Source organism: Pantoea sp. SM3, from assembly GCF_000963995.1.
GTDB lineage: Bacteria > Pseudomonadota > Gammaproteobacteria > Enterobacterales > Enterobacteriaceae > Pantoea > Pantoea rwandensis_B.
Genome location: NZ_JZRD01000008.1, coordinates 145,721 through 167,511, shown reverse-complemented (window position 1 = coordinate 167,511; position 21,791 = coordinate 145,721). Strand labels below are relative to the sequence as shown.

Below are 21,791 nucleotides of genomic sequence, written 5' to 3'. Positions count from 1 at the left end.
ATGTTGCTATATAACAACGTCTGGAGGCGTATGCTGCCCGGCATGCAAGATATCGGCATAAAGTGCCAGGAAAAACGTAAAGCGAAAAGGTGGACGCAAGCCACCGCAGCCTTACATTCAGGTGTGCACCGCACAGTGATTTCACAGATTGAGAACGGCTTTTATTCAGGGTCGCTCAAAGTATTGACGTTGTATCTCAATGCGCTGGAATTAAAACTTTCCGTGCAGTCAGCGGGCATACCGCAACTGGATGAACTGGAGGCGCTGTTTAACGATGACTGATTTTAACCAACTGGCAAAACCGCTCCGTTACATTGACGTGTTTAGCGGAGGGCAATACAGCGGCAGATTGCTGCATGAACGGGGGAGTTATAACTTCAGTTATTTTTCTGAAAGGGCGCGCCCCGTATCGCTAACCATGTTGGCGGACAATCGCATCAGCTATAACGGGAGTCGATTGTTTAATATTTTCGAGATGAACATACCTGAAGGTTATGTTCGCTACCATATCGCTGAACGTTTACGCCGTTATGTGGGGAGCGTGAGTGATATGCTTTTTCTCGCATTACAGCAGGATACTGGAATTGGCGCATTATCGTATAAAAGTGAGATCGATTTCCCCCGGCCTTCACCCGAAAAACTGGACGATTTGCTGCGCTGGGATCATAAAGAAAGTGCTTTTCAATATTTGCTGAATAAATACCTACTACAAACCTCCATTTCGGGTGTGCAACCTAAAGTGATGATCAGTACTGAGAATCGCGGCACCGTTTTGTACCCCAATCTTATAGCGAAAACGGGTGATGAGGAGTATCCACGATTAGCCGAAAATGAATTTATTTGTATGTCGCTCGCGAAGCTTTGTGGCTTGCCAGTTGCCGATTTTTGGCTTTCTGATAATAAAGAACTTTTTATTATGGAACGCTTTGATATTCAGCATGATAGTCGTCTGGCTATGGAGGATTTCTGTGTGCTATCGGGGAAAACATCAGACCATAAATACAGTGGTTCTTATGAAACCGGTGGGAAAATTGTGAGTTTGTTTACGCGCGATCAGTCCCAGGTTGAGTTGTATTGGCGCTACGTCCTCTTTAGCTGCATGGTAGGAAATGGCGACGCGCATTTAAAGAACTTTTCATTACTGTATGCCAGTGAAAATAATGGATCACCCAAGTTGTCCCCACTCTATGACGTGGTCAATACAGATATTTACCCAACAACAGACAAAGAACTGGCGCTTAAATTAAACAAAAGCAAATCATTCCCCAATCGAGATGCTTTACTGAAATTTGCGCGTGAACTTAAAATCATCAAGCCTGCTGATGTCATTGAACAATTCGCAGATGTCATCAGTGACCAAATAAATAATAACCCGATTTTCGATGATTTCCCTGAACTCAGGGATTCCATCGCCCATTCTCTGACTCGCAGCGTGGCGACTAACGATGTATTTTTAACCACTGACGTCAAACGACCTAAAAAACGAAAAACTGACTCGTTACTTTGATAGCGTTGGGAGGAATATGTCTCCCCAGTGAGCCAGCGCACAAACCCAGACAAAACTTTACGCTGGGAAAACCGCTAACGCATTGAACATAAAACTCCCTTCAACATTTGCACAAACGGTCTCGGGCATTCTCACATAACCGCTCTTTAATCGACTGCGTATACCTATAGCGATGCTATTAACCCAATAGGTGACGCATGACGGTTCAACAATCTTATGATTTAGCAGCAGATCACGACGCGCATATCGCTTCCGCAATCGCTAAGTTTTTCCACCGTATTATTCCAATGCTGGCGCTGATGCTGATTGTTAACCAGATCGACCGAGCCAACATCGGATTCGTCAAAGCTGAATTACAAACTGATGCGGGTATCAGTGCTGCTGCATTTGGTCTGGGCGCCGGCCTGTTCTTTATTGGCTACGCGCTGTTCGAAGTCCCCAGCAACATGATGTTAAAAAAGCTTGGGGCACGCGTGTGGCTGACGCGCATCATGATCACCTGGGGCATCGTGGTGGTGTTAACCGGTTTTGTGAGCACACCGCTGCACTTCTACGTACTGCGATTTTTATTAGGCGTGGCAGAAGCCGGGTTCTTTCCTGGCGTGCTGTTCTATTTCCGCCAGTGGGTGCCTAACGCATGGCGAGGTCGTGCCACCGCGATGGTGTTGAGTGCCACCGCTAGCGCCTTCTTGTTTTCCGGTCCGCTGACCGGCGCGATTCTGCTGCTGCATGAAGTGAATGGGCTTGCCGGTTGGAAATGGGTGATGTTCCTGGAAGGAGGGGGATCCATTGTGATTGGTTTGCTGGCCGCGCTGGTACTGGTCTCGAAACCTCAGGATGCCAAATGGCTTAACCCAGCAGAGCAACGTGCGCTGCAAGCACAGTTAGCGTTAGAAGACGCAGCACGTGACGTACATGCTAAAGAGTATGGCCGCTGGGGTTTATTGCGCGATCGCAGCTTGCTGTTCTATTGCCTGATTTTTTTCACCATGACCATGACCGGTTACACCCTGGTGTTCTGGCTACCGCAAATTATCCAGCGCATTCAGGGTTACAACAGTTTTGAGATTGGTTTGCTGACCGCCGTTCCCTGGTTATGTGCCATTGTTGCCTTATTCCTGCTGGGTAAAACCACCGATCGCTATCGCGATAAGCTGGACAAAGGGCTGGGCATTGCCATGCTGATTGCCGCGTGCGGCACCTTTATGGCGACCACCGGGACACCCTGGTTTGGGTTTGTCGCGATGATAGTTGCCTGTATTGGCTCGAAAGTCAGCGCGGCCTTTTTCTGGCCGATGCCGCAAAGCGAATTACCTGCTTCAATCGCCGCGCCCGGCATTGCCCTGATCAACTCTATCGGTAACCTCGGCGGTTTCTTTGCCCCCACCGTGTTTGGCTATCTTGAACTTCATACCGGCAGCACCACCGGTGGACTGTATGCGCTGACCAGCGTGTCGGTTATCACCGGTGTCTGGCTGCTGCTGCGTCGTAAACCTGTTCCCCCTGCATTCGGTCACACGGAGAGAAACCATGTCCGACACACCAGTCATTAAATCAATGCGCATCGTTCCGGTTGCCGGATACGACAGCATGCTGCTGAACATCGGCGGGGCGCATAACTGCTACTTCACCCGTATTCTGGTGCTATTGACTGATTCAGCGGGCAACAGCGGCGTGGGGGAAACACCGTGCCACGCTTCAACGTTGCAACTGCTGGAACAGTTTCGCCCTCTGATCATTGGCAGCTCGCTGATGCGCGCTAACGCCACGCTCAGTCAACTCTTTGCCAGCGACACGCGGCAGCAGCAGACTTCGCACACCAACGACATTCATATTCCGCAGATGAATCCAGAGAAGTTTTACAACGCGGCAGCGGCCATTGAGGCAGCGTTGCTCGATCTGCAGGGTAAATTCCTCGATCTGCCCGTGGCAGAACTGCTCGCCAGCGGTAAACAGCGGGAGCGCATTCCGGTGTTGGGCTATCTGTTTTATATCGCCGACCGTCAACGCACGGATATGCGCTACCGTTCGGGAGATGACGAAGCGGATGGCTGGTTCCGGTTACGTCATCAACCGGCAATGAACAGTGCAGCAGTGGTGCGGCTCGCAGAGGCCGCAGTAGAACAATACGGCTTTCGTGACTTCAAGCTAAAGGGCGGCGTCCTGCATGGCGAGCAGGAAGTCGAAACCGTGGAGGCCTTGCTGGCGCGGTATCCACAATCTCGCGTCACCGTGGACCCGAATGCCAGTTGGTCGCTGGATGAAGCGATTCGCTTTGGTAAGCAGTTGGCAGGCAAAGTGCCGTATCTGGAAGATCCTTGTGGCGCAGAGCAGGGGTATTCCGGGCGTGAAACGCTGGCCGAGTTCCGTCGCGCCACTGGCGTGCCGGTGGCGACCAATATGATCGCCAATGACTGGCGGCAGTTGCAGCATGCTCTGCAGCTCAACGCCATCGACATCCCGCTTGCCGATCCCCATTTCTGGACGATGCGCAACGCTAACGTCGTCGCACAACTGTGTAACGAATGGGGCCTCACTACCGGTTGCCATTCCAATAATCACTTTGATGTTTCCCTGGCGATGGTGGCCCATCTTGGTGCCGCAGCGCCTGGCGATCGTCAGACCGCCTTCGATACACACTGGATATGGCAAGATGGCCAGCAACTCAGCCACCAGCCACCGCAAATCCGTGATGGCTACCTGGAGCTGCCGCCAGGCCCAGGATTGGGCATTGAACTGAATATGGAGCGCGTCGAACAGGCGCACGCACTCTACAACGCACTGCCTGATAAGAACCGCAACGATGCACTTGGCATGCAGTTTTTGATTGATAACTGGCGTTTTGACGCAAAACGTCCGGCTCTGGTTCGCTGAGGAAATTAAATGAAGAAAACCTTTCAGATAGCCACATTACTCACGGCGATGGCGCTCAGCGCTCCATTGCTGGCAAAAACCTTTGTTTACGTCTCAGAAGCCGATGATGGCACCATCGCGCGCTACGTACTGGATGATCAATCCGGTGCATTGCAACTGCTAGGTCGTACCCAGGCCGGCGGAAAAGTGATGCCGCTGGCGCTGAGTGCCGACCACCAGCATTTATATGCGGCCATTCGCAGCAAGCCACTGCAACTGGTGAGCTGGCAGATCGATCGCGCCACCGGCGATCTTCATCAGAGAGCTGAAGTCCCTGCTACCGCCAGTTATCCGTACATCAGCACCGACAAGCAAGGGCGATTCCTGTTGGGCGCCTCCTACGATGGCGATGTGGTGCATGTCTATCGGCTGGCCAAAGATGGCAAGGTGATAGCGCCGCCGGTTGGCAGTTACAAGACGGGTCATGCGGCACATTCGGTCATTGTTGATGATGCCGGTAAAACCGCCTACGTCGGTAATCTCGGCACTGACCGCGTGTTACAGCTGAAATTGAATGAGGAGGGGGAACTCAGCGCGCTGGGTAACGGTTATGTGAAAACCGCCGATGAAAACGGCCCGCGTCATTCGGTCTTATCGCCGGATCAGCGCTATCTGTATAACGTCGGCGAGATGGGCGGCATCATCACTCAGTTCCGCCGTGAACCGAGCGGCGAACTGGTCAAAGTCAGTGAAACACCCAATGCAGTAGCCGAGGAATTTAAATTGCAACATGGGCGTGAGCGTCCAGCGGGCTATAGCGATACCACGCCACGGATCTGGTCAGCCGATATTCATCTGACGCCAAACGGTCACTTCCTGTATGTGACCGAACGGACCAGCAGTACGGTGAGTGGCTACCGCGTTGATCCACACAGTGGCAACCTGACGCTGATTGGCAGCTGGTCGGTTGAGAAGCAGCCGCGCAGCATTGCTATTACCGCAGACGGAAAATGGTTGATTGCCAGCGGTGAAAAAAGCGCGGTAACAGGAAGCTACGCCATTGATGCCAAAAGTGGATCGTTGAAGCGTGTAAGTGAAGCGCCTGCCGGCAAAGATGCGAACTGGGTAACAGTGGTGAGTAACTGAGTTTCACCCTGCGATGATCTGGCGCAACACTGTGCGCCAGATTGCGCGAAATGTTTTTATGGAGCCGTTGTAATCATTGAGGTTATTTAGAAAAGTGTGATCCAGAACACATTTATCTGACTGATGACAGGCTGTGAAGCAATAGGCTTATAAATCAGAGAGATTCTGTAAAAAAGGGCTGAATTCGCACTTAGTCCATTAGTAACCCTTAATAATTACCCTGTTATTGATTACCTGCCAATATCACCAATTTTGATGCTGTAACAACCTGACATATTTATCGCCGTGAGTAGATTGAATATTCTGGCAGGATACGCCGCACTTAGTGCCGTCTGGTCTCAATACTGTCATGCAGTGGTTTTCAAAAAACGCCGTTTTTTTTGCTGTAAAAACCTGTCTGGCTGCCTTTTTGGCATTGTACTTCTCACTGGAACTCAACCTGGATAAACCCGCCTGGGCCATTACCACGGTTTTCATTGCCTCTCAGCTTTACTCTGCGTCCACCATTTCGAAATCACTGTTTCGTATGCTCGGCACCTTGTTAGGCGGCGTGTTTATCTTCTTTGTTTTTCCCGTCACTGTTGAACACCCCTTACTTTTTAGCTTTGTTATCTCGCTGTGGGTCAGTGTGTGCCTGTATCTCTCCCTGCACGATCGCACGCCGAAAAGCTATGTGTTCATGCTGGCAGGTTACAGCGCTGCCATCATGGGATTTCCCGAGGTGATGACGCCGCTGTCGATCACCAATACCGTGTTATCCCGTATTGAAGAGATCGCGGTAGGCACAGTATGTAGCAGCCTGGTGCATGCGTTATTGTTTCCGGTCTCGATGCGTAGTTTGCTGGAACAGAGTGTCAGCCAGTGGTATTTAAATGCGCGCAAGCTGTGCCACGATTTGCTGTCAGGTATTCCGGGCGATAAGTCTCCCGAGCGCGATGACATTCTGACGCGTATGGCGACCAATCCGCAGCAAGTGGAAATTCTGATTACGCACTGTGTTTACGAGGGTGATGCCGCGCGCCGTTTGATTCGTCTGGTCAGCGTGCAGTATCAACATCTCTCTTATTTAATCCCTACGCTCACCGCCATTGAGCTGCGTCTGCAGCGTTTATCGGCACTGCAGATTACGTTCCCGGACAACGTCGCGGTGGCGTTTCGTCTGTTTTTGCACTGGCTTAACGATGGTGAAGCCGTTGGCGAAACCAGCGGTATCCAGCTGGAATTAAGCCGTTGTCAGAATGATATCAACCAGGCCTGGCGTAGCGGGGAGCTGCCGATTGAACACTGCCTGCTGTTTACCGGTTTGCTGGAGCGTATGGCCGACTTCGTGCGCATTGCGGGCGCGTATCAAAGCGTCGGCGGATTGGTCAGCGATCTCTCGGGCGACACCACACCCGCACGCGGTAAACGCACTCATCGTTTCTATGACAAAGGGCTGATCAGGCTTTCTGCTTTAACCGCCTTTTGCGCGATTTTTGGCTCCTGTTTGCTGTGGATGGGCACGGGGTGGCACGATGGTGCCTCAGCACCGGTGATGGCCGCCATCCTGAGTTCGCTTTTTGCCAGTATGGATACGCCACTGACTTCGATGAAATTGTTCGTGCGTGGTGTGATTGTCGCCATTGTTATCAGCGTAATTTATGTGGCGTTGCTGTTGCCGCAGGCGACCTCATTTGAAGCGTTGATTATTTGTCTGGTGCCGGGCTTGCTGATACTCGGCCTGATGATTGCACGTCCCTCAACCAATATGATTGGCATCAGCGTGGCTATCCAGATTCCTGGCTTTATCGGTTTGGGCCATCATCTGAAACCCGATTTGGTACTGCTCATTAACAACGCCATTGCATCACTGACGGGCGTACTTTTTGCCGTGATAGCCACCGTGCTGATGCGTAACAAACGTCCTTCATGGACGGCGCGGCGCGCGGTTCGTCAGGGTTTACGTGAGCTGTTGCGTTTTATTAAAGAGCTTGAACGTACGGGGTCGTCACTGCTTGGCAGGCAACGTTTTATCAGTTTGATGCTGGATAAGGTCAACGTGGTGTTACCCCGTTTACGGCTCGATCCACAGCCGGATATGTCGACCGCCGGGATGTTATTAACGGAGGTGTGGCTGGGCGTGAACAGCTTTGATTACTACGCCCGACACAAAGATCTGCTGGCAAAACATCAGTTGGACAGTGGACAAATGTTCCACGAGCTCGCCTTGTTCCTGAAACGGCGTCTGAAATCGTTGCAAACCCGACCACACCAGGATTTGCTGGATGAACTCGACTGGCTGTTGCTGCTGCTGGAACGGCTGGCAAAGCAGGATGACGGGTTACTCACACCGCTGTTTCATCTGTTTAGCATTCGTCTTTACCTGTTTCCGCAGCAAGCGTGGCCCGTTGCCACGCCGCGCCAGCTGGAAAGAATGCAACTGCAGGATTATCGTCAGCGCGCTTATTAACCGTACCAACTGTAACCTTTGGGGACACGGGAAAAACCTGCCTCTTTTAACGCCGCGAGCAGGTTGGATTGTCCGACGGGTCGATCGTTAATCCGTTCCAGCGTGAAATGAAGATGCTTTTCGCGGCTTAACGCCTGGCCCAGCGCAACCAGTGCGGCATGAAGATCTTCGTCGCTGTCCTGCGCATGAAAAGTCATCAACTCTTTGCCACCGGGTGGCAGGTAAAGCATCACGCGACCCCTGACGATCACCGCGAAAGCACCCGCGCGGCGCGTGGGTTTGGTTCCCGTGATACTGATCGGCCATGGCAGTGTTAACCCGAAGGGATTGACAGGGTCAATGGCTGATAGCACAACGGGGGCATGCCGCGCTGACTTGTCGGCATCGAGTTGACGCAGTCGATCGATAGCAGAGTTATCAGCAAACTGCGCGGCGCCCATGCCTGCAATAAAACGCCCGCGCAACAGTCGGCCCGCATCTTCCATAGCGCGCAGCACCGGTTGTAGCGCCGGAAAACCACCGGGAATCTGTTCGGCGATTGCGGCACCTCTTGTTATGACACCAAATCGGTCGAGCATATTTTCTGCCATTGACAGCGCGCGTTCGGTGTCGGCAATCGGCTGGCGAGGAATCAACGACCAGCGACCGGCCATAGCGTGAAGTGAGAGTCGTGATTCGACCGGGCGGCTGGCGCCAAAACTGGAGCGACTGTGCCGTCCGTGACGAGCACGAACAGGGCGCGGTTTGGGCGTGCTGGCAATCTGACTGAGATTACGCAGTGCCGACCAGGTATCGATGGTCAGGACTCCGCGCCAGATAAGTTGCCAAAGAGCCTGATACACGTCTGTCGGCTCAATCAGTTCATCGCTATCCATGGTTTCAGTGATGCGCGGCATCAGTTGTCTGACGAACCAACCCGCGCCGTCCTGCATCAGCGCCACTAATCTGCTTTCAATAGGTGACAATGTCACTGAATGATCCAGGGCAGGCAAGGTTTCGCTGGCGAATTCACTTAAATGCAGGGAAACCAAGCCGTCCTGTAGGTTTGATGAGGGATGACCGACCCAAATAATCTCTCCCGATGAGAGCAATTCATCCAGCATGGCTGGCTGATAATCCCGAACGCGTGCAGGGAAGATTTGCGATTCCCACAGTGATACCGGCAGCACCACGCCTGCCAGTTGTTCAACGACGCTCATTACGCCATTCAGACCGGAGAAAGCGCCTTGTGTCTGACGCGCGCTCGCATCACTCAACAGCCCCTGGCGCTCAAGCAGAAACGCCACGTATGCGGTCGGTGCAACGGGTTGAGTGGCGTCGCGTGCGGACTGTAACGATCGTACACGCAAGCGGCGAAACACGCTTTCTGCTGCCCACTGCGCGGACTCATCAGCTCCAGAGGCGAGAAAATCGCCTTTAAGTAACTTATTTTGCTGGCGAAGCTGATCCAAAGCTTCATCCACAACGGCGCGGCCGAGGCCAAAGCGTTGAGCCACCTGCAAACTGGAAAATACGGCGTGGGTGCGGGCGTAGCGCCCCAATAGATCCTGCAATGGACGGACGACCGGTTCGAGCAGTGCTGCCGGGAGGCCTACAGGTAACACGCAACCCAGCGCATCGTGCAGACGCACCGCATCTTCAGCCACTGCCCAGCGTGCGATACCCGCGATTGTCACACTGACAATCCGCTGCGCCTGTTGCAGCGCGTGTAAGCCGGGCTCAAGGGGCTCATCGCCATTGAAGCGTGCAACAAGTTCTTCGGTTGATAACGGACCCAGTTCGCGCAGCATATCCACCAGAGCCTCAATACTGCGCGCCTGATACTCCGCCACGCAACGCTGTAACTCCTGTTCAACACGTGCAATCACGGCGGGTTCCAGCAACTCACGCATCTCCGCCTGACCCAGGAGATCACTCAGCAGATTGCTGTCGAGCGCCAGCATTGAAGCGCGTCGTTCTGCCTGCGGTGCATCACTGGCATACATGAACTCGGCGACGTAGCCAAACAGCAGCGGTGCGGCAAACGGCGAGGGCGTTTCGGTGGTGACTTCTGTCAACCGCACATCACCCTGATGTAATCGCGCCATCAGGTGATGCAGCGCAGGCAGGTCGTATACGTCCTGCAAACATTCGCGTGCCGTCTCAATCAGGATCGGGAAGTCTGCAAACTGACGCGCCACTTCCAGCAACTGGCTCGCGCGTAAACGTTGTTGCCAGAGAGGAGAACGTTTGCCGGGATTGCGGCGTGGCAGTAGCAGGGCACGGGCAGCACATTCACGAAAACGAGCGGCGAACAGTGCCGAATGCCCGACTGATGCCATGACGATGCGTTGCAGTTCATCCGGTTCGAATAAAAAGAGCTCGGCACCCGGCACCCGACCGTCGCTATCGGGGAAGCGTGCCACGATACCATCGTCGCTGGCGACCACAGCCGGATCGATCCCCATGATGCGGCCAATGCGTTCTGCCACCGCCAGCGCCCAGGGAGCGTGCACGCGCTGCCCATAAGGGGAGTGCAGGATCACGCGCCAGTCGCCGGTTTCATCCTGACAGCGCTCAATCAACAAGCTGCGGTCGGTGGGCAACTCGCCGGTTGCCTGAATTTGTTCTGCGACCAGGCTTTTAATATTGTGTCGGGCATTGGCGTCAAGACTGTCGCCGGGCAGTGACACCTCATGACTGGCGTGTCGCAAATAACCGCCAATCGCTTCCCCCAGTGTCGCTGAACGGCCGAGGCTGTCGCCATGCCAGAAGGGCAAACGTGCTGAACGGCCCGGTGCAGGCACCACCACCACCTGATCGTGGGTGATTTGCTGAATGCGCCATGATGTCGCGCCCAGGGTAATGATGTCGTTAATCCGCGACTCATAAACCATCTCTTCATCCAGTTCCCCGACGCGCCGTGCCCCCGTCTGTTCTTCACCTTCAGGCAGCATAACGCTAAACATGCCGCGATCCGGAATGGTGCCACCGCTGGTGACGGCCAGATGCTGCGCACCAGGCCGCCCGGTGAGGGTATTGTTCTGTCGGTCCCAAATGATGCGGGGGCGCAGGTTGGCGAACTCATCGGAAGGATAACGCCCGGCTAGCATATCCAATACGGCGTCAAATGCGTTACGCGGTAACGTTTTGAATGGTTCTGCGCGCCGCACCAGCTCAAACCAGCTGTCTATTTCCAGCGTGTCCATTGAGGCGGCGGCGACCGTATGCTGAGCCAGCAGATCCAGCGGATTGTGTGGCAGGGTTATCGCATCAAGTTCACCCGCCATCATCGAGTCGACGATGACGGCCGCATCCACCAAATCACGTCGGGTTCGCGGCCAGATGATACCTTTGGGTGTGCCACCAACCTGATGACCCGCTCGCCCGACGCGCTGGAGCGCACTGGCAACCGAAGGGGGCGCACCCACCTGAATTACAAGATCGATATCGCCCATATCAATACCCAGCTCCAGGCTTGATGTGGCGACCACGCAGCGCAATTCTCCCGCTTTGAGCGCGTTTTCAATTTCCAGCCGTTGTTCTTTAGAAACAGAACCGTGGTGGGATCGAGCCAATAAGTCATTCGGTGTGACGGTGCGTTTTTCTGTGCCGCCGGTAAAGGAACCGTAGGCAAATAATGCTTCTGGCGCAGTGGGCTTTTCTCCGAGACGACGCGTGTAGAGCTCATTCAGCCTCGCGGTAAGTTTTTCAGCCAACCCGCGAGAATTGGTAAACACCAAAGTGGCGCGATGGCGTAACACCTCATCCAGAATCCCGGCTTCAATATGTGGCCAGATGGATCCCGCGGACAGTGTGGCATCCTGTACTGAACGGCTATCGGGCCGCTGCTGAATATCCGTCATATCTTCAACAGGGACCCTAATGGTTAACGCTAATGGGCGCTGAGCGGGAGGATTAACGATCAGTGTTTCGCGACTTCCGCCAAGAAACTGTGCGACAACTTCAGGTGGTTTTACCGTGGCGGAGAGGCCGATACGCTGCGCAGGGTGCGTTAGCAGCGCATCCAGCCGTTCAAGGCTGAGCGCCAGATGCGCGCCACGTTTGCTGCCTGCGATGGCATGTACTTCATCAACAATCACCGTAGAGATGCCACGCAGCGTGTCGCGGGCTTTTGATGTCAACATCAGAAACAAAGATTCGGGCGTAGTGATCAAAATATCCGGTGGGCGACGCTGTAATTTTGTCCGCTCGCTGCTGAGTGTATCGCCAGATCGCATGCCCACCTCCAGGGTGATCTCGGCTTCACCGCGTTTGCGCCGCTCGTCAGCCACTCCCGCTAAAGGCCGTTGCAGATTGCGCTGAACATCTGCCGCCAGCGCTTTCACCGGAGAGAGGTAAAGAATGCGTGTTCTGTGGCTTCGTTCGGGGAGATCTCCGGCGCTGCGTTCACGAAACAGGGCATCAATCGCATAGAGAAATGCCGCCAGCGTTTTACCAGACCCAGTAGGTGCAATCACCAGACAGTTTTTACCGCTCGAAATGGCTCGCCAGGCTTCCTGTTGTGCGGGCGTCGCCGCTCTAAAGGTGTCGCGAAACCATTGCTGCGTGGCAGCGGTAAACAACGCGAGTGAAGAGGCTGGCATCCAATGCTCCTGCGTTTCAAAGAGGACTTTCAGCAGTGTAGTCTGCGGCATGAATGTGATCAGGTTATATACTTGATGTTTTGGCTGATTTTTTCATCAACAGGAGTGAGAAATGGTGATGTTCAAACGCGCACTATTATTGGCGCTGCTTCCGGGAAGCGTGTTGGCTGCCCCGGTCTTTACGCTGCAATCATCGGATTTTAACGACAGTGCCATGCTGAATAAAACCTTTGCAGGCAACAACAAAAGTAACCCGTCATGCACCGGCGACAATGTGTCGCCGGCTTTGAGCTGGTCGAATGCACCCGCCGGCACCCGCAGTTTTGCACTGATGCTGACCGATCCCGTAGGGGGAAAAGGGTTAGGCGTGACACATATGGTGGCCTATAACATCGCGGCGGATCGCACGCAGTTTGCGCAGGGCGAGTTGAGTAAAGGCGAAGGTTACACCGGAGGTAAGAATTCACCGGGCACCACAAGTTACTACGGTCCTTGCCCGCCGGTGGGAAGTGGCATACATCATTATAACTTCGTGATGGTGGCTACAGATTTGCCAGTAAATCAATTGCCTGGCGGACTGACACATGATGAGTTGATCGCCAAATTGAAAGGCCATACCTTGGGGGCTGCCACCATTGTGGGGCGATTTACTAAAGATAAGTAAGTGATACGGCCGCCAGTTGAGGCGGCCGTGACAACGTCACTCCGCAGGGTGGAACGATCTTTCCAGCGTGCCACGGCGATCCCACCGACGTGCAGCTAACCACAGCAATGCGGTGACAAACCAACCAATAATCCACGACACATCATTACCCGCAAATATCCAGGTTAATGAGCCATGGTGCAGCGGATTATCAATAAACGGCAGCTGCACCCATACGCCCAGGCAATACACCACAATCCCAACCCAGTTCCAGCGACCGTAACGGCCATCAGGTTGTGAAAGTGCCGGAATATCGACGCGTCCTTTGGTGATCAGATAAAAATCGGTAAGGCTGATTGCGCTCCACGGAACAAAGAAGGCCAGCAGGAACAACAGGAAATGGGTAAACGACTTGAGGAAGGCCGGTTCGCTGATCAGTGCGATGATGCAGGCTATCGTCACCATCAGCACCACAAACACAATACGACCACCACGACTGAGAGACGTTTGCTGCCGGAACCCTGACACAATAGTGGTGAGTGACATAAAGCTGCCGTAAGCATTCAGGGTAGTGAAGGTAATTTTGCCAAAACAGATAGCGAAGTAGATCACCATAGCCATGGTCGCGCTACTGCCCAGACCAACGATATATCCCACTTCATTGCCGGAAAACGCTTTTCCTGCAATAGCCGCCACAATCACGCCCAACGTCATTGAGGCCTGTGTGCCTAATACGGTGCCGAAAAACACCGAGCTGAACAGCTTGTTCGCCGATACGTCAGCCTGCAGGTAGCGTGAGTAATCAGAGACATAGGGGCAAAATGCTATCTGCCAGGAAGAAGATAGCGAAACGGCCAGCAGGAAATTGGCAATCGTGAAGTGCTGATTTTGCCATACGGCGGACAAATCATGCGTGGAAAGCAGGGTGATAAACAGGTAAGCAAAAGCCAGCACCCCGATGACGCTCGCCACTTTACCCAGCTTGTGAATCACCCGATATCCAAGCACCGCAATCACGACAATGATGGCGCTGAACAGGACCATCCCGGTCGCGTTGCTAACATTAATCAACTTTGCCAGTGCCTGACCGGCCAACACGGTGCCGCTGGCCGAAAATCCGACATACATAATACATACCAGTACCAGCGGGATCACCGCACCATACACGCCAAACTGCATGCGGCTGGTGATCATCTGTGGTAAGCCAAGGCGCGGGCCTTGAATAGCATGCAACGACATGATGGCGGCACCAATAATCTGGCCTACCAACAGACCCACAAGCGACCACACCACATCGCCGCCCAGCACCACGGCGAGCGCACCGGTGACAATGGCGGTGATTTGCAGATTACCGCCAAACCAGAGTGTGAACTGGCTAAAAGGGTGGCCATGGCGTTCGCGGAGCGGAATGTAATCGATGGAGCGGGTTTCAGACAGGCGCTGGTTTTCTTTGCCTGAATAATCGGCTGCAGGTGATTCGGCTGACATAGTTTCCTCGCTGAAACAATGAACGCAGTGCGTTATGTTATTTTTGTTTATCAGTTGTGTTTGCAATGGGCGATACATGTATATACATGTATCGATATTGTCACGCGAGAAATGAAGTTACAAGGCAGCCTATCATTGGAAAATGTGATGACGCTGGCAAGGTTGTCCAAAAGGAAAGGGCGAGCAGAGCGTCAGCCGCTGTGGTTATTTGTAGCCCTGGGTCCAGGGATTAAAGCCACTTTCCACCGAATCTTGTTTGGCGGGTTCCTCAAGAGATTCGAGGTAGAGCGCTTCCACTTCAGCACGCGCCCAGGGTGTGCGGCGCAGGAATTTGAGGCTGGATTTTACGCTGGGATCGTTTTTAAAACAGTTGATATTGATGAGTTTACTAAGTTCGACCCAGCCATAATGTGCCACTAACGCATTAACAATCATCTCGAGCGTCACGCCGTGCATGGGATCTTTAGAAGAGTGAGCGGTCATATTACGTCCTAATTGGCAGGCGGATGATTGGCGGGCAAGATTACAAGAAAGCCGCGCCGGCAGCAATGGTGTAGACTTGAGCTTAGCCATTTACTGAGGAAATAACGCGATGAGCGATAAGAAAATGATTTCAATCGATCAGTTTAATGAAGCCGAACGAATTGAAGTGGATGAGATCTTCAAAGGGTTAATGGAAAAACATCGCCAGCGCAGCGGTAAAGAGCCTGATGCGAAGAAAGAGAAAGAATATACCGCAGACGCGCGTCAGCAAGTGATGACCATCAAGCTAGCCAAAGAAAAAGCCAAAGCGGACAAAGCCAAAAAAACACCGACGCGCCGCAAGAAACCTGAAGCGCAATCTGCCAGCGAAGTCAGTGACTTCAACTGGTCTGCCTCAATTAATAAAGGGCGTCGTTAAGGGTTAACTCAGCAATCCGGCGCCGACATTCACCGACAATCCCAGAATGGCCAGATTGAAAATAAACGAGATCACCGATTGCAGCAGCGCCAGCTTGCGCATTTCGGTGGTACCGGTTGCCACATCAGCGGTCTGCGATGCAACTGCGATGGTGAATGAGAAATAGAGGAAATCCCAGTAAGCCGGTTCGTCCGGTTTTTCCGGGAAAATCATGGGTGTGACATCCTGAGTGCGACGCAAATAGTGTTGGTGTGCGTAATGCATGGCAAATGAGCTCGGCAGTAATGCCCATGAGACAACCAACGTCATCGCGGTTAATAACAGATGTAATACGCGCGGCGTGCCATTGAGATTTTTTAGTGCCGGGAGTTCGCTCATGATCGCTACGATGCTGATCATGCAGGCCACAATGACCATGCCCAAGACCAACGCAGCACTCTGATCTTGCATCTGGGCGATACGCTTGATCTCGCCAGCATCGGTACGCAGCATGCGAAACCAGATAAACCACAGATAAAGCCACGCCAGCACATTCCATCCAATCAATACGCGTTGCAACTCGCCCAGTTTTGCAGGGAGCAAGAAATAGCAGACGACACCGGCAACAATCGAGATTAACAGACGTAGCCGCGCGAACAGATGTGTGGTGAGAGAAAAGGGCATGATGTCTTTTTTGCTGGGGTTTGAATCAGTTAACTGTAGTTGATGGCAGGAAAAACGCCTGAGATAGCTGTTACGAATCCTATCGGGATTTGAATGCTTGTCGGTTTAAGACGCTGGCTGAACGCTGCATTCTCAGACGTCGCTACGTGAATTCTGAGATTTCATGTGAGGGATTATTGCTAAAGATTGGCGTAGCGACGCCTTAATTTGATGGTGTTTTATACGATTTTTGAAGGGGGCATTGATATCTCGCTTAGGCTGGACAGTTTCAGCGATCAAAAACTAAGTCTACTCGAAGGCTGCATTCATGGTGTTTTCATGTTTACCTGACGTTTTGAAAATCAATGCATTAGAGTGAGAGGTAAAGCCCATGATGAGTCATTTATTATGTGAGCCATCGAACAGCATGGGAGGTTTGATGGCTTATACGCAATTGAAGACGGTTAGGCCAGTGCGGGGGATTAACCATTTCCTGTATTGCCATAAACGATCAGCAGGATGTCGATTGGCAGTCGAGACAGTCTGGCAGGACAAGACAATGGAGAGCGGGTGAGCATGGTGTACAGCTTCTGGTGCGCCTCCAGGCACCTTATTTAACATAATATACATTATGCGCCCTTTGGTTGTCTGGCTAAGATAAGATGACCGCCTCTAATATGCGTGTGTTTTGTTGAGCTGTGCGTTCTACTGGCGCTGCTGTTTCAAGCGCGGAACATTTATGTGAGATGAAATTGAAGGATTTAAACCAGATTGGATTTCCCGCCCGCTACACGTCAGCGATGATGACATGCCACCGACGGGAAATGATAAATTACTTCTTTCCGTTGCCAGCTTCCCGCGCTTTCAGACGACAGGCTTCTACCACCCAGGCTGAGAAGTTTTGAATGTTTTCGCTCTTCATACTCTCTTCGATTTGATCAATCAGCAGATGTGGGAAACGAATATGTTTTCTTCGGGTTTTGGAGTTTGTCATTTTATCCATGGTGATCCCTGGTCAGTTGTCTCACAAGTTTATTTTTGTATTGATTAAGCATCTGCTCAGGTTGACCCTAAGCAGATGTAAATAAACCAAAAAACAGATCCCTGCTCTTGTTATTGTTTATCGAGCAGTAATCGACTGTCCGCGAGGGAAAGTGGCTGGATCTGATGGGTCACCAGCAGCGTGGTTTTACCCTTAATGAGTTCTTTCAAGCAGTTAAGCACTAATTCGGTATTTACTGCGTCTAGCCCTTCGGTGGGCTCGTCCAGCAACACGATCGGCGCATGGGAAAGATAGGCGCGGGCAATCCCAATCCTGCGGGCCTGACCACCAGACAGACGCCCTCCTAACTCTCCCACCAGGGTGTCGAGCCCCAGCGGAAATGCGCGGACTTCGTCGTCTAAAGCGGCGCGCGCCAGTGCATCCCATAAAGCCTCATCATCCGCATCCGGAGCAACCAGGCGCAGGTTGTCTCGAATCGATGCGTTGAAGAGATAGGTTTTCTGGCCAACCACCGAGATCATCTGACGCAGTGTATCTTCAGAAAGCGTCCTGACCGGACAACCGCCAATAGTGACATCTCCCGCTGTCGTTTCCCAGAATCCCTGCACCAGATTCAATACGGTGGTTTTACCCGCTCCGCTGGGTCCCAAAATCGCCAGGCAATGGCCGACGGGCACGGTAAAGCTCAGTTTATCCAGTACGTTAGGAGCATCAGGTGAATAACGCATCGTGACTGAATTAAATGACAGCTCACTGCTTTCCGGTACTGAGCTGGTTTCAGGCAAGACGATCGCCGGTGTCAGTTCGGTCATCGAGAACAATCGGCGTGCCGCTGCGCGCGTAGTACCAAGGGCGGCAAAGGCAGCGGGCAACCCAGCCACCGCTTCAGTGCTCGCCAGTATGGTGAACAGCAACATCACGATTTCACTGGCAGAAATGCCGGTTGCATGGCCAGTGTTAAACAACAGGATAAAGGCAAAAAATAACCCGAGCTGCCCCATTAAGGCGCAGAGCGCCCCGCCGCTGGCACTAATCCAGGCTTGCCGACGCTGTGCGCTAATCAGTTGTTGAGAAAGCTGGCGCAGATGATCGGTTTGGTGACTAACGGCGCCAACCAGCTGTAACTCTGCTAATCCCCGCACCAAATCGGTGGATGCGGCCTGAACAGATGAGCGCAGGGTAGCAATCTGGTTGCCACTGGCTTGCGTCAGCGATGCCACAATCCAGGGCACGATCACGCCCGCAAGCATCAGCACCACGGCATCAATCAATGCCACTGAAGGTGAGAACCAGCAAATTCCTGCCAAAATGATGAGCGACGAAATCAGCCCTGCAATGGCCGGCGTCAGAATACGCAGATAGAAATTGTCGAGGCTATCAATATCAGCGCGAAAACGTGCCAGCACATCCCCATCGCGGAAATCCTGCAGTCGTGCAGGCGCAAGATGCGCTAATTGTTGATAGAACCAGACACGTAAAACCGACAATAAGCGCAACGTTGCATCGTGCGTGACTAATCTTTCCAGATAACGCGCGAAAGTACGTAATACCGCAAGGCCACGAATCGCCGCAGCCGGAGTGAAAAACTCCAGTGCCAGAGAGCCTACGCCAGCCAGCGCCATGGAGGTGATAAACCAGCCTGACAAGGCAAGCAGTGCAACGTTGGAGAGAATCACAATCACAGAGAGCAATATCCCCACCGCCATGCGGAAACGCCATGGGCGCGCCAGGCGCAAGAGATGGCAAAGATCCTTCATGCGAGATCTCCTGTTTGCAGACGCTCGAGTTCAGCGAATACCCCAGACTGATCGCGCAATGCCTGCGGCGTTCCCGACTCGACCACACGCCCTTTCGCCAGCACGATAACCCGGTCAGCCGTGGCAGCGATCTCCGTATCGTGGGTGATGATCAAGCGTGCGCTATCCGGTAATGTGTCACTCAACGCGGTAATCATTTGCTGTGCTGTCTGACGATCCAGCGCCACCGTGGGTTCATCAAGAATCACCACCGCTGGCGCACTCAATACGGCGCGCGCCATCGCAATACGCTGGATCTGCCCACCGGACAGCCCTTTCCCACCGTCGCCCAGCAGGTATTCATACTGCGCCGGCAGTAACTGGATAAACGTGTCAGCCTGAGCCAGCTTTGCTGCTGCTTCAACCTCTGCATGGCTGATACCTGAACGCGACAACAGGATATTTTCCGCAATCGAACCGGCAAAGAGGGTCGGCCGCTGCGGGAGCCAGCCAATCTGTTGCTGCCATGCGGGAAGATCTAATGATGAAAGATCGCTGCCATCAATGACGATGCGTCCAGAGTTTGGGGTAATAAAGCCCAATAACAGGCGCGATAACGTCGTTTTACCGGCGCCGCTGGTGCCGACAATCGCCAGTGTTTCCCCGCTTCGCAAAGTCAACGAGACATCCGCGACTCCGCCGCCCTCTTCATACTGATAGCTCACGCCTTCCACGTTGATTTCACGCGGTTTTGCCGGGAGTTCGGCGTGGCCTTGCGACGATGCAGGCACTTCAGCATTCAGGATCGCCAATAGACCTTCCGTCGCGCCAATGGCATCCATTCGGGCATGATAGTGCGTGCCCAAATCGCGCAGGGGACGGAAAAATTCTGGCGCCAGCAACAAGGCAAACAGCCCAGGCAGGAAGCCCATCTCGCCATAGAACAGACGGAATCCAACATATACCGCCACCATCGCGGTGCTGATGGTGGCAAAAAATTCCAGCACTAATGATGAAAGAAATGCGAGTCGCAACACCTTCATGGTGGTCTGACGATAGCTGTCTGAGATCGCGGCGATAATGTTCGCTTGCCGACGCGCCGCATTGGTCTGACGAAGCGTTGTCAGGCCAGCAATCACATCAAAGAAGTGGGCACTCATCAGACTGAGTTTGTGCCACTGCTTCAGGCTCATTTTCTCTGCGCCCTTTCCTACGACGATCATGAACAACGGCACCAGCGGCGCGGTGATCAGCATAATCAAGCCGGAGACCCAGTCAAAAGGAAAAAGCGCCACCAGAATGGCTAGCGGCACAATGCCGATGATGATTTTTTGCGGAAGAAAACCGGAAAAATAGGCTTCGATAGCTTCGACGCCTTCGCCAAGGGAGCTGGCGATACTGCCCGTACGTTGATGCTGGCTCCAGGCTGGACCCAACGCAGCGATGCGATCTAACAACATGCCGCGCAGTCCCTGACGGATACGTGCAGAAGCTTCAAATGCAAAGCCCTGCCGCAGGATATCGATCCCTGCGCGCAACAACATCACCACCGGGAGCCACAAGAGATAAGGCAGGAGTGCAGTAAAGTTTTTACCGCCGAGCACAGCGTTGTTGATCAGCCAGACTAACAGCCAGCACTGTGCAATCATCAGTATGGCATTGAGCGCCGCCATACTGATGGACAGTGAAAATAAACCGCCCGCCTGGCGACGCAGGCTCGAAAGCCAACGTTCCGCCAGGCGGGCTGCCATTCCACTTGGAGGGGAACTCGCAGACATGATGTCTTAGTGTCCCCCGTGACCAACCAGCTTGGAGATACGGCCGCGGAATACCCAGATCTGATACCAGTTATACATCAGCATCACCGGCACAAAACCGCCCATGGTCATGGTGAAGGTAATCAGCGAAACCTGTGGGCTGGCGCCCGCCCAGATGGTCCAGGTGCCTGGCACGATCCATGGGAACATGGTCAGTAACATACCGAAGCCCAGAATGAATGCCGCGCCATTGAACCACATCACCGCTGCAAAATCTTTGTCCTTCAGAGTGTCACGACGCACCTGATCAATACAGACCAGTGCGATTAAGCCAAACAGGCCCCAGATCCAGAAATGCGGACCAAACCATTTCGCACGTGCCCAGTCGAAGATCACCGCACTCCACACCCAGGTAATCACCACGGCAGCAATCGCTAACCAGAAGATCACCGCGGTCCAACGTGCTGCATCCTGACGAATCGGTTCATTTTTCTCGAAGCGAGCACGCACGAACAGTACGCCTGCCAGCGTCATTGCCACGCAGGAAGCCACACCGGTCCAGATGGAAAACGCTGAAATAAAGTTAAATGCACCGCCCACATAGGTGGGGACCCCCTGAGCTGGTGAATCCATCTGGAAACCTTGCAGCAACGCGCCAACGCTCATCCCACCAAAGAAGGTGACCGCGAGGCTGGCGACACCGAAGATGCCGTCAGAAAACTTCTGCCAGAATGGCGAGGCCAGGTGACGGAATTCCAGGGCAACCGCACGAGACATAATACCCCACAGTACCAGCGCCATCGGCACCATCAGATAGCTAAACGCCGAACCGTACACAAACGGGAAGGTGCCGAACATAATCCCGCCGGCGACGATCAGCCAGGTTTCGTTGGCATCCCAGGTGCCGGCCATTGCCGACATGATCGCGCCACGTTCATCATGGTCGCGGACGAAGAGCGAGAAGATCCCTGCCCCCAGGTCGGCGCCATCCAGCGCGATATATAAAAGAACACTGATACCAAAGGCTAACCACCAGGCGATGATCAGGAAGTGCTGAGTCGAATTAAGCATGTCCATGGA

General features: G+C 53.3%; 16 protein-coding genes. 8 read left to right on the top strand and 8 right to left on the bottom strand.

Going from position 1 to position 21,791, the window contains the following annotated elements:
• The 6 genes from VI01_RS05470 (at position 1) to VI01_RS05445 (ending at position 7,955) form a co-directional block, all read left to right on the top strand.
• A complete protein-coding gene (locus VI01_RS05470; RefSeq protein ID WP_369801859.1) occupies positions 1-282 on the top strand; it encodes a helix-turn-helix domain-containing protein in 282 nt (93 codons plus the stop codon).
• Entirely contained in the window at positions 275-1,507 is a 1,233-nt protein-coding gene (locus tag VI01_RS05465; protein WP_045814281.1) for a type II toxin-antitoxin system HipA family toxin, read from the top strand. The genes VI01_RS05470 and VI01_RS05465 overlap by 8 nt, the downstream gene beginning before the upstream one ends.
• Before the next feature lie 197 nt (positions 1,508-1,704).
• Positions 1,705-3,060, top strand: coding sequence for an MFS transporter (locus VI01_RS05460; protein WP_045814280.1), 1,356 nt, complete (start codon positions 1,705-1,707; stop codon positions 3,058-3,060).
• Positions 3,038-4,381: an enolase C-terminal domain-like protein gene (locus VI01_RS05455; RefSeq protein WP_045814279.1), complete on the top strand. Its 1,344-nt coding sequence runs from the start codon at positions 3,038-3,040 to the stop codon at positions 4,379-4,381. Before VI01_RS05460 ends, VI01_RS05455 begins: the two co-directional genes overlap by 23 nt.
• Before the next feature lie 9 nt (positions 4,382-4,390).
• Positions 4,391-5,506 (top strand): beta-propeller fold lactonase family protein, encoded by a 1,116-nt coding sequence (locus VI01_RS05450; RefSeq protein ID WP_045814278.1) that lies wholly within the window; start codon positions 4,391-4,393, stop codon positions 5,504-5,506.
• A gap of 349 nt (positions 5,507-5,855) precedes the next feature.
• Entirely contained in the window at positions 5,856-7,955 is a 2,100-nt protein-coding gene (locus VI01_RS05445) for an FUSC family protein (RefSeq protein ID WP_038650120.1), read from the top strand.
• Here VI01_RS05445 and VI01_RS05440 read toward each other — a convergent pair.
• Positions 7,952-12,541, bottom strand: coding sequence for an ATP-dependent helicase (locus VI01_RS05440; RefSeq protein WP_045814380.1), 4,590 nt, complete (start codon positions 12,539-12,541; stop codon positions 7,952-7,954). The two genes, VI01_RS05445 and VI01_RS05440, sit on opposite strands and share 4 nt — an antisense overlap.
• Positions 12,542-12,653: 112 nt before the next feature.
• Here VI01_RS05440 and VI01_RS05435 point away from each other — a divergent pair, with 112 nt between their 5' ends.
• Entirely contained in the window at positions 12,654-13,205 is a 552-nt protein-coding gene (locus VI01_RS05435) for a YbhB/YbcL family Raf kinase inhibitor-like protein (RefSeq protein ID WP_045814277.1), read from the top strand.
• A 36-nt stretch (positions 13,206-13,241) separates the two neighbouring features.
• Here VI01_RS05435 and VI01_RS05430 read toward each other — a convergent pair whose 3' ends face one another.
• The gene (locus tag VI01_RS05430) at positions 13,242-14,672 is read right to left on the bottom strand and encodes a cytosine permease (RefSeq protein ID WP_045814276.1); all 1,431 of its coding nucleotides are present in this window, start codon (positions 14,670-14,672) and stop codon (positions 13,242-13,244) included.
• A 204-nt stretch (positions 14,673-14,876) separates the two neighbouring features.
• Positions 14,877-15,155: a VF530 family DNA-binding protein gene (locus tag VI01_RS05425; protein ID WP_045814275.1), complete on the bottom strand. Its 279-nt coding sequence runs from the start codon at positions 15,153-15,155 to the stop codon at positions 14,877-14,879.
• Between the two features lie 109 nt (positions 15,156-15,264).
• Here VI01_RS05425 and VI01_RS05420 point away from each other — a divergent pair, with 109 nt between their 5' ends.
• Positions 15,265-15,573: a hypothetical protein gene (locus VI01_RS05420; RefSeq protein WP_038647003.1), complete on the top strand. Its 309-nt coding sequence runs from the start codon at positions 15,265-15,267 to the stop codon at positions 15,571-15,573.
• Positions 15,574-15,576: 3 nt separating this feature from the next.
• On the opposite strand, the gene VI01_RS05415 is transcribed toward VI01_RS05420, so the two are convergent.
• The 5 genes from VI01_RS05415 to VI01_RS05400 form a co-directional block, all read right to left on the bottom strand.
• Positions 15,577-16,236 (bottom strand): DUF1345 domain-containing protein, encoded by a 660-nt coding sequence (locus VI01_RS05415; RefSeq protein WP_045814274.1) that lies wholly within the window; start codon positions 16,234-16,236, stop codon positions 15,577-15,579.
• Between the two features lie 811 nt (positions 16,237-17,047).
• Positions 17,048-17,218 carry a YlcI/YnfO family protein gene (locus VI01_RS24675; RefSeq protein WP_072050617.1) on the bottom strand — a complete coding sequence of 57 codons (171 nt, stop codon included), beginning with the start codon at positions 17,216-17,218 and terminating at the stop codon, positions 17,048-17,050.
• A 110-nt stretch (positions 17,219-17,328) separates the two neighbouring features.
• Complete coding sequence (gene cydC / locus VI01_RS05410) at positions 17,329-18,975, bottom strand: thiol reductant ABC exporter subunit CydC (RefSeq protein ID WP_045814273.1); 1,647 nt, start codon at positions 18,973-18,975, stop codon at positions 17,329-17,331.
• Positions 18,972-20,732, bottom strand: a complete 1,761-nt coding sequence (gene cydD, locus VI01_RS05405; protein ID WP_045814272.1) for a thiol reductant ABC exporter subunit CydD — start codon at positions 20,730-20,732, stop codon at positions 18,972-18,974. The genes cydC and cydD overlap by 4 nt, the downstream gene beginning before the upstream one ends.
• A gap of 6 nt (positions 20,733-20,738) precedes the next feature.
• Positions 20,739-21,788, bottom strand: a complete 1,050-nt coding sequence (locus VI01_RS05400; protein ID WP_034823522.1) for a cytochrome d ubiquinol oxidase subunit II — start codon at positions 21,786-21,788, stop codon at positions 20,739-20,741.
• Between the last annotated feature and the right edge of the window lie 3 nt (positions 21,789-21,791).

Excerpts from the sequence above, each read along its gene's own strand:
- VI01_RS05430 (WP_045814276.1), bottom strand. The coding sequence starts at position 14,672 with ATGTCAGCCGAATCACCTGCAGCCGATTATTCAGGCAAAGAAAACCAG.
- VI01_RS24675 (WP_072050617.1), bottom strand. The coding sequence starts at position 17,218 with ATGGATAAAATGACAAACTCCAAAACCCGAAGAAAACATATTCGTTTC.
- VI01_RS05445 (WP_038650120.1), top strand. The coding sequence starts at position 5,856 with ATGCAGTGGTTTTCAAAAAACGCCGTTTTTTTTGCTGTAAAAACCTGT.
- VI01_RS05440 (WP_045814380.1), bottom strand. The coding sequence starts at position 12,541 with ATGCCAGCCTCTTCACTCGCGTTGTTTACCGCTGCCACGCAGCAATGG.
- VI01_RS05415 (WP_045814274.1), bottom strand. The coding sequence starts at position 16,236 with ATGCCCTTTTCTCTCACCACACATCTGTTCGCGCGGCTACGTCTGTTA.
- cydC (WP_045814273.1), bottom strand. The coding sequence starts at position 18,975 with ATGAAGGATCTTTGCCATCTCTTGCGCCTGGCGCGCCCATGGCGTTTC.
- cydD (WP_045814272.1), bottom strand. The coding sequence starts at position 20,732 with ATGTCTGCGAGTTCCCCTCCAAGTGGAATGGCAGCCCGCCTGGCGGAA.
- VI01_RS05420 (WP_038647003.1), top strand. The coding sequence starts at position 15,265 with ATGAGCGATAAGAAAATGATTTCAATCGATCAGTTTAATGAAGCCGAA.
- VI01_RS05470 (WP_369801859.1), top strand. The coding sequence starts at position 1 with ATGTTGCTATATAACAACGTCTGGAGGCGTATGCTGCCCGGCATGCAA.
- VI01_RS05460 (WP_045814280.1), top strand. The coding sequence starts at position 1,705 with ATGACGGTTCAACAATCTTATGATTTAGCAGCAGATCACGACGCGCAT.
- VI01_RS05455 (WP_045814279.1), top strand. The coding sequence starts at position 3,038 with ATGTCCGACACACCAGTCATTAAATCAATGCGCATCGTTCCGGTTGCC.
- VI01_RS05435 (WP_045814277.1), top strand. The coding sequence starts at position 12,654 with ATGGTGATGTTCAAACGCGCACTATTATTGGCGCTGCTTCCGGGAAGC.
- VI01_RS05465 (WP_045814281.1), top strand. The coding sequence starts at position 275 with ATGACTGATTTTAACCAACTGGCAAAACCGCTCCGTTACATTGACGTG.
- VI01_RS05425 (WP_045814275.1), bottom strand. The coding sequence starts at position 15,155 with ATGACCGCTCACTCTTCTAAAGATCCCATGCACGGCGTGACGCTCGAG.
- VI01_RS05450 (WP_045814278.1), top strand. The coding sequence starts at position 4,391 with ATGAAGAAAACCTTTCAGATAGCCACATTACTCACGGCGATGGCGCTC.
- VI01_RS05400 (WP_034823522.1), bottom strand. The coding sequence starts at position 21,788 with ATGGACATGCTTAATTCGACTCAGCACTTCCTGATCATCGCCTGGTGG.